The 7,392-nt window shown below is 45.9% G+C and carries 6 protein-coding genes and 1 rRNA gene; 2 read left to right on the top strand and 5 right to left on the bottom strand.

The annotated features are described in order from the left end of the window. Positions 1 to 315 (bottom strand): 16S ribosomal RNA (locus L5M11_RS12460); the annotation flags it as partial. A 652-nt stretch (positions 316 to 967) separates the two neighbouring features. After that, positions 968 to 1,516, bottom strand: a complete 549-nt coding sequence (gmhB, locus tag L5M11_RS12455) for a D-glycero-beta-D-manno-heptose 1,7-bisphosphate 7-phosphatase (protein ID WP_198574014.1) — start codon at positions 1,514 to 1,516, stop codon at positions 968 to 970. A 468-nt stretch (positions 1,517 to 1,984) separates the two neighbouring features. On the opposite strand from gmhB, the gene L5M11_RS12450 reads away from it, so the two are divergent. Both L5M11_RS12450 and L5M11_RS12445 read left to right on the top strand, forming a co-directional pair. After that, the gene (locus L5M11_RS12450) at positions 1,985 to 2,656 is read left to right on the top strand and encodes a GntR family transcriptional regulator (RefSeq protein ID WP_263192258.1); all 672 of its coding nucleotides are present in this window, start codon (positions 1,985 to 1,987) and stop codon (positions 2,654 to 2,656) included. A gap of 91 nt (positions 2,657 to 2,747) precedes the next feature. After that, the gene (locus L5M11_RS12445) at positions 2,748 to 3,815 is read left to right on the top strand and encodes a ketoacyl-ACP synthase III (protein ID WP_028760951.1); all 1,068 of its coding nucleotides are present in this window, start codon (positions 2,748 to 2,750) and stop codon (positions 3,813 to 3,815) included. An 88-nt stretch (positions 3,816 to 3,903) separates the two neighbouring features. Here the strand turns inward: L5M11_RS12445 and L5M11_RS12440 are convergent, their stop codons facing one another. The 3 genes from L5M11_RS12440 to L5M11_RS12430 all read right to left on the bottom strand — a co-directional run bounded on the left by L5M11_RS12440 (position 3,904) and on the right by L5M11_RS12430 (position 7,247). Beyond that, complete coding sequence (locus L5M11_RS12440; RefSeq protein ID WP_263192255.1) at positions 3,904 to 4,497, bottom strand: lecithin retinol acyltransferase family protein; 594 nt, start codon at positions 4,495 to 4,497, stop codon at positions 3,904 to 3,906. A 214-nt stretch (positions 4,498 to 4,711) separates the two neighbouring features. Continuing rightward, entirely contained in the window at positions 4,712 to 5,398 is a 687-nt protein-coding gene (locus tag L5M11_RS12435; RefSeq protein ID WP_168824133.1) for an exonuclease domain-containing protein, read from the bottom strand. Position 5,399: 1 nt separating this feature from the next. Continuing rightward, positions 5,400 to 7,247 (bottom strand): DUF294 nucleotidyltransferase-like domain-containing protein, encoded by a 1,848-nt coding sequence (locus L5M11_RS12430; RefSeq protein ID WP_168824135.1) that lies wholly within the window; start codon positions 7,245 to 7,247, stop codon positions 5,400 to 5,402. Positions 7,248 to 7,392: the final 145 nt, after the last annotated feature.

Below are 7,392 nucleotides of genomic sequence, written 5' to 3'. Positions count from 1 at the left end.
TGTGGCTGATCATCCTCTCAGAACAGCTAGGGATCGTCGCCTTGGTGAGCCATTACCTCACCAACTAGCTAATCCCACCTAGGTTCATCCAATCGCGGAAGGCCCGAAGGTCCCCTCCTTTCCCCCGTAGGGCGTATGCGGTATTAGCAGTCGTTTCCAACTGTTATCCCCCTCGACTGGGCAGATCCCTAGGCATTACTCACCCGTCCGCCGCTCGCCGCCTCAGGAGTAAACTCCCTTGCGCTGCCGCTCGACTTGCATGTGTTAGGCCTGCCGCCAGCGTTCAATCTGAGCCATGATCAAACTCTTCAATTAAAGTTTTGTTGTTTGACTTACGTCAAACGGCTCAATGAATTCTACTGTTTTGATTCGCTTTGCTCACTAAGAAGCATCGCGTTTCAATTCATACATTACTGTATGTACATATTACTATGAACACTCAATCACCCTTCCCGTAAGGAGAATGACTTGAAAACATTGATTTAAATTTTTGACTGCCAACCCTAAGGCTAAGCAGTTTCGATTAACTCAACACCTGTGAGTGTCCACACAGATTTGCTTGATAAATTGTTAAAGAGCATGGTTAGCGGCTTATTCAGCGTTTAACCCTTGACCCCGCTGGGTCAGTGGATGCGCATTATAGGGATGTCAGATTTTACCGCAACCCCTTTGGCGCGAATAATTACGAAAAACGATTCAAGCGCACACTTTTTAAACTAAAAGTGTGTTTTAACGCCAATATTATCGAATTTGTGCTGGATTAAGGCAAAAGATGAGGTTAACCCAGCGCTAGAAATGACAAGAGCCAACCTATTAGTTAGCTCTTTATGCCATATTAGATCGCTTTTAACGCAAGCTTCCATTCAACAAGAGCAACAACCCACGCTACTGGCTACTATGATAGTAGCTACTTGAGATGAACTTAATAAGCAAATGTTTATCTGCTTATTAAATAGTAGCGTAGCGACTAGCCTAGGCTTTTTAAGTAAGCTGGCACATCGGCAATACTGTCGAGTACCACAGTGGCATCACTGTCATCAGCAATAACCTTACCACTGCGCACTAATATACGAGTAGTCACGCCCGCAGCTTTCGCGGCCTGCATATCTTCAGCTTTGTCGCCAACCATGACTGAGTTCGCTAAGTCGATTTTTAAGAATTGCGCCGCATCATTGAGCATACCCGGCTTAGGTTTACGGCAATCACAATCAACCTTATATTCCCCTATGCCTTTCTCGGCATGATGCGGGCAATAGTAAATACCATCGAGCTCGACCCCTTTGTCGGCAAAGTTCCAATCCATCCACTCCGTTAAGCTGTGGAATTGGTCTTCAGTATACATGCCACGGGCAATACCGGATTGATTAGTGACGACAACTAACTTGTAGCCCATTTCTTTTAAAGAGAGGCAAGATTCAAACACACCGTCAATATATTCGAAGTCATCCACTAGGTGGACATAACCATGGTCTTTGTTAATCACACCATCACGGTCTAAAAATACTGCTCGACTCACTGTAATACTCCCAAATCGCCTAAGGCGTTATCGCGCTATTATTCCATTCATTATCAGAAATTGCACCGCTGAAGTTATGCTTTTAGTGCTAAATTGCGCGTTAGTGATATTTCGTGGCTGTACAGGCAAATCTCTATGCACAGCTTGTGTCTATGCGAGATAGCAATTGTCCTACCCAATCAGAGTACAAAAAATCCAGCAGTGAAATGTGTAATTACACTGTTTTAATCAAAATACTCAATCGAAGAAGCTGAACAGCGTTTTTACAAATAATTGCCACCGTTGCCATCGAAGCCGCTCGCAAGGAATGCGCTTCAAATCGTAAGAGAAAACTACAAAAAACCCCGTCTTTTGGGCATTGTTAGTCTCTGAGATACTGCACTCAATCAAGCATTTCCCTTTATTTGTGGTGTTTTTAACGGTAATCTTGGGCAAATAACGAGAAAATACCCGAAATAGACGGAAATAATGAGTCGAACTACGCCTATCGTCCACAAAACCCGCACCCAGTTAGTTGTGGAAGTGCTCAGAGAGAGAATTCTTTCAGGTGACATAGCCGCAGGAGAACCCCTCAGACAAAGTGCCTTGGCTGAAGCGTTAAATGTCAGCCGTATTCCGGTGAGAGAAGCGTTATTGCAACTCGAAGCTGAAGGACTCGTTAAGTTTGAGCCCCATAAAGGTGCGACTGCGACCGTTTTATCCGTCGAACAAGTCACCGAACTCTTTGAATTACGTGCAATGATCGAAACCGATCTGCTTGCGAAAGCGATCCCACGACTTCAAGAGGCTGATTTAGAAAAAGCAGAATGTGTACTCGAGCAATTGGAGTCGGCCTTCAAACATGAAGATGCCGTCGCCAGTTGGAGCGAGTTGAATACGCAATTTCACACTTGCTTATATCAGGCGGCTAATCGCCCACACACCCTTGAGGTTGTTCACGGCCTCAATACTAATTGTGATAGATACATTCGTTTGCAGTTATTGCTCGCGGGGGGAATTCCTGCCGCAGAGCATGAGCACAGGGCTTTGCTCAACCACTGCAAACTGAAAGAAACAGAAAAAGCGACGGCGCTACTGCGTCATCATATTCTGCATGCCGTAATGACAATTCGAGATCTCGTCGCCAAACAGGTGGTCTAGATCACGGACGGCCATTAGAGTTGCCGATAAGCTTTGTTGTCGATTCAAGGCAGCGCTCAGGTTCTGCCTTTTTTATTTGAGAGAAACCACCATGCAGTACGCCACTATCACAGGTTGGGGCAAATGTGTTCCACCAGCCACGCTGACCAACGATGATCTTGCGACCTTTATCGAGACATCCGACGAATGGATTAAATCTCGCACAGGGATTAGCCAGCGCCATATCAGTCATGTTAACACCTCTGAACTCGCTTCAGTTGCAGCACAACGCGCGCTCGCAGCTGCGGGTATCGATGGCAGTGAAATCGACATGATCATTCTGGCTAGCGCCAGCCCAGACACTTTGATCCCAAATATTGCATCCACTGTACAAGCTAATATTGGCGCCAGTTGTGCAGCATTCGATATCAATGCTGCCTGCAGTGGCTTCTTATATGGATTAGGTTTAGCCAGCTCACAAATCAAGAGTGGCCAGAGCAAGAAAGTATTAGTCATTGGTGCTGAACGTTTATCTTTCTATTTAGATTGGTCACGCCGCGAAACCGCAGTGCTATTTGGTGATGGTGCGGGTGCAGTTGTAGTTGAAGCGACAGATGTTGCCGGTGGCGTGCTCGGTTATGAGCTGAATAACGATCCTGAAGGTCGTGATATTCTGAAAGCGGGCTTTGGCACGGCGATGGACAGATTCTCAGCCGACTCATTGGACTTTTTCATTGAATTCGATGGCCAAGAAATCTTCAAGCGTGCGATTAACGGAATGAATAAATTGAGCACTAAAGTGCTTGAAAAATGTGGTGTTGATAAGGATGAAGTGGATCTCGTGATCCCACATCAAGCCAACGAACGTATTATTGATACCTTAGTTAGCCGAATGAAAATCCCGAAAGAAAAAGCCTTCGTGAACATCGCTAATTATGGCAATACTTCGGCGGCGACGATTCCAATTGCGATTTGTGATGCGTTAGAACAAGGCATTATCAAGCCGAATCAAACCATACTCTCTTGTGCCTTTGGCGCAGGCTTAACCTCTGCTGCACTCTTGCTGCAATGGGGAAATCGCGTCACACCTATCAATATCAGTGATGCCGAGTTACCGCCTTGTGACAAAACAGGCATAGAGTTAGTCAAACGCGCTGTAGATTATTTTTGTAAGCCGTAAACGGTTTATGCAAAACGATTACATAGTGTTTCACTAAAACATAAAAGCCATCTTAATCGATGGCTTTTTTAGTATATGACTACAGAACTTATTCATTCAGCTTGCTAATGATCATCTCATCCCAATAGATAGCTTGATTAAAATGTTCGGCGAGTTTTTGATTTAACTCGTTAAAGCCTTTAATCACGCCTTCGCTGCCACTAATACAAGACCAGACAAATCGATGGCAATTGTTGTCGAATAAATCATATTCCCGATACTGATAAATCGCCTGTTCAGCGCGGGGCAACACAGAGTCGGCAATAAGAGGCTGATGTTGGTGATTACAGGCAAGATAGATTTGGCTACCGGTCCGTCCCGCTAAAAAACGCTTTACCGATACAGCCCGCACCAGCCCTGAGCCATGTAACTCTACGAGGCAATCATCACCAAGCCAAATGCCAGTATGCTCAATCACACCAAAAACATAACAACAGACGATACTCCCAGGAATTGGCGATACTTGTTTTAATCCCTTTTGCCATTGACTCGGTGGTGCCATCATAGCGCGATTGGCAGCGGGGTACTTAGGGGCCTTACCGAGTAATCTGTCACGCTCTAGCTGTTGACGCTGCTCGCGCTCATCGGCCAGCAAAACCGCGCCGATTACGGCACCACCCACCCAAAGTAAAGGTAACGGCATCATATTCTCCTACACACTCAACTTAGTAGAGTGAAGTACAAGTTGGTTGGATTGCCAAGTTAACGGCAGGTTGAATTTGAACAGAGGATTAAATGTCAACTGAGTTTAGCCTGTCAGTGATTAACCTAAGATGAAATCAAAGTGAAATCCAGGTGAAACCAATCCATCTCAAATGGATTCACCCACCACAAAAAGTGATTTCTGTTAACACTGACTAAGTCGATTTTTGCAGTAAATCAGCCACAGTAAGCTTTGCCGCACCGCCCATAGCGGCCATTTGCGCGAGTAATAATTCCCCACAAGCTAAGGCATCGGTCAGTGCGCTATGGGCTGTATAAATGGGTAAACTGTAACGTTCGCGACAAGCACCGAGACGCAAGCTCCCCTCTTTAATCACTGAGTGCTCCCGTAATAAACGGTGCTTTTCAACCATTAAAGTATCAATTGCAGGTAAAACAAGGGCTTGATGATAAATCGTCAATAAATCCTGCTGTAAAAAACGACAATCTAAAGGGGCATGATGTGCCACCAGCACGCGGCCATAGGTCTGATTGATAAACCAGCCCATGGCTTCCTCAATGGTGACGGCTTGTACCAAATGATTATCAAGAATGCCGTGGATCGTCGCACTTTGGCCTACACTACCGCGAATTTGCACTAACTTTTGCTCGGCGCGTGCCAACGGGATCTCACCGCGCTCAATCGGCACCAATCCAATGCTGAGAATTTGATCTTGCTGTGGATTGAGCCCTGTCATCTCCAAATCCATCGCCGTTAACGGCGCTTCGGATAACGGCATTGCCAGTAGAGGCAACAGCGACTGATAATAGCCTTTAAATAAATGATGTTGGCAACGCAGCGCCCGCCAATTGAGCTGAGTTTTCAGCAACAATGTATTCATATCAAAAGCTTCGCATAAATTTCATCTTCATCCCCGCCTGCGCCTCATGTACGACTTTAAAAGCGTCACGTAACTGATGACGAACCAGCGAAGATAAATGCCCAGGCAGCAAATAATTACTCACCTCTACCCCTTGATTATGTTGATAACCTTGGTTCGATAACCGCATATGGGCGATAAACTCGTGGGCATCAGCCAAATTGAGCGCATCTTGTCGATTGAGAATATTCGCATCCATCAAGGCACGAATACGTTTTGCAGTATTCACTTCTTTAATGCCCGCAGACAAGGCATAAACACGGGCAATATCGTTAATCAAAGCATTGCCCTTATGCTTCAAATCTATGCCTTTAACTTCACTACCATCCCGCTCGAGTACAAATTTGCGGAAAAATCCTAGCGGCGGCGACTCCACCAGCGAATTGCCAGTCATACCCGCGAGGAAAATATCGTTATCGCGGGTTTGAGCTAAGACTTTATCCTGTAAGGCATCAAAAAGAGTTTGTGGACCGTAAACCGATCGCATATCGAAGAAGATGCTGGCGTGCATTAACGCCTTAGGCTCGGGCGTTATGACCCATTTTTCAAATACCTGTTGCCACTGTTTGAGTGACATCCGCCATTGGGGATTTTGCGCCATAATATTGCCGGGACAAAATTCATAACCGCATTGGTCAAGCCCTGCGCACACGGCATGGGTTAAGGCATCAAAATAACCTTTAGCAAAATCATCCATCTCTTCTGCGACTAACAAGCCATTATCTTGATCTGAACACGCAGCCTGATCTTGTCGTCCCTGCGAGCCAAATGCTAACCAGCAAAAGGCCATTGGCGGTTCACCAAGCAATTGTTGATTGAGCAAGATTAATCGCCGCGTCAGCGCATCGGTGACAGAGGTTAACACTCGGCCAATTTCTTCAGCTCTGGCATCGGCACTAATAAGATTTTGCAGCAATAGGGGAATTTGCTTACTGACACCAATTAAACTGGCAAGATCCTGCTGCCGTTCTATCTCACCAATCAACAGTAGCGGTTGTGAGCCCTGCCCGCGCAAGATGTCAGTGCTGGTCACCATACCGATAGCTTTATCTTGATCGATAATAGGTAAGTGATGAATATTATGCTCACTCATCAGCAGCATGGCTTCAAAAATCAATGCATTGGAGGAAATCGAGATAGGTGAAACCGTCATGGCTTGATGCACAGCAACGCTGCCATCAAGCCCAGCTGCTAACACGCGATTACGCAAATCCTTATCGGTTAAGATGCCAACCAATTTATGATTATCCGTCACCAATAAGGACGATACTCGGCGATTTCGCATCAAGAGTGCCGCCTGAGTCACGCTAGCTTGGGCATCTATAACGATGGGAGTGGAAGACATCAAGGTACTTATCCGACTTGTGGTCGTCAGATCCTTTGCCTTAAAGCGGGCCTCATGGCGTAAACGCTTTGCGAAGGCGCGGGTAAAAAACTTATCGAAGTGACGACTCTCACTCCTAAGGCTATCAAACAAGGCTTGGGGCAGATGATAAACTAGACCGTCTTCAAGAATAGCGACTTTATTAACGACTTTTTCCCCTGATAACAAAGTAGAAAAGCCAAAAAACTCACCCTCACCCACTCTATCCACCAACACGCCGTCAGGATCGCGCACCTCAAAGGCGCCGCTACGCACCATATACAACTTAGGCGAATTCGCGTCGAAATTAACATAACCAGAGGCTTTGCTGTAATACCCAACAGTAACAGCCTTAGCGCAGCGCACGACTACATCCTCAGGCAGAGCATCAAAGGGCACAAGTCCCTGTAGAAATTGCACTACGGGTTGTAACTCACTGGCATTCATAGGCAATACCTTCTTTAGGCGAATTTTTACTGAGATGTCATCACTATAGCCTGCATTGTCGCTACGCTACATTCGACTAAAGTCAGCCGCAAGCATAATAAAGTGACTCCCCACAGAATCATAAAGGCTGGCCAAAAGAGCCATA

This window comes from Shewanella sp. SM87, from assembly GCF_025653705.1.
GTDB lineage: Bacteria > Pseudomonadota > Gammaproteobacteria > Enterobacterales > Shewanellaceae > Shewanella > Shewanella oncorhynchi.
Note: the sequence above shows the minus strand (reverse complement) of the source record. Positions and strands in the feature narration are given on the sequence as shown.

What these genes read in the sequence shown, in the direction of transcription:
- L5M11_RS12450 (WP_263192258.1), top strand. Translation starts at nt 1,985, where the DNA reads ATGAGTCGAACTACGCCTATCGTCCACAAAACCCGCACCCAGTTAGTT.
- L5M11_RS12445 (WP_028760951.1), top strand. Translation starts at nt 2,748, where the DNA reads ATGCAGTACGCCACTATCACAGGTTGGGGCAAATGTGTTCCACCAGCC.
- L5M11_RS12430 (WP_168824135.1), bottom strand. Translation starts at nt 7,247, where the DNA reads ATGAATGCCAGTGAGTTACAACCCGTAGTGCAATTTCTACAGGGACTT.
- L5M11_RS12440 (WP_263192255.1), bottom strand. Translation starts at nt 4,497, where the DNA reads ATGCCGTTACCTTTACTTTGGGTGGGTGGTGCCGTAATCGGCGCGGTT.
- L5M11_RS12435 (WP_168824133.1), bottom strand. Translation starts at nt 5,398, where the DNA reads ATGAATACATTGTTGCTGAAAACTCAGCTCAATTGGCGGGCGCTGCGT.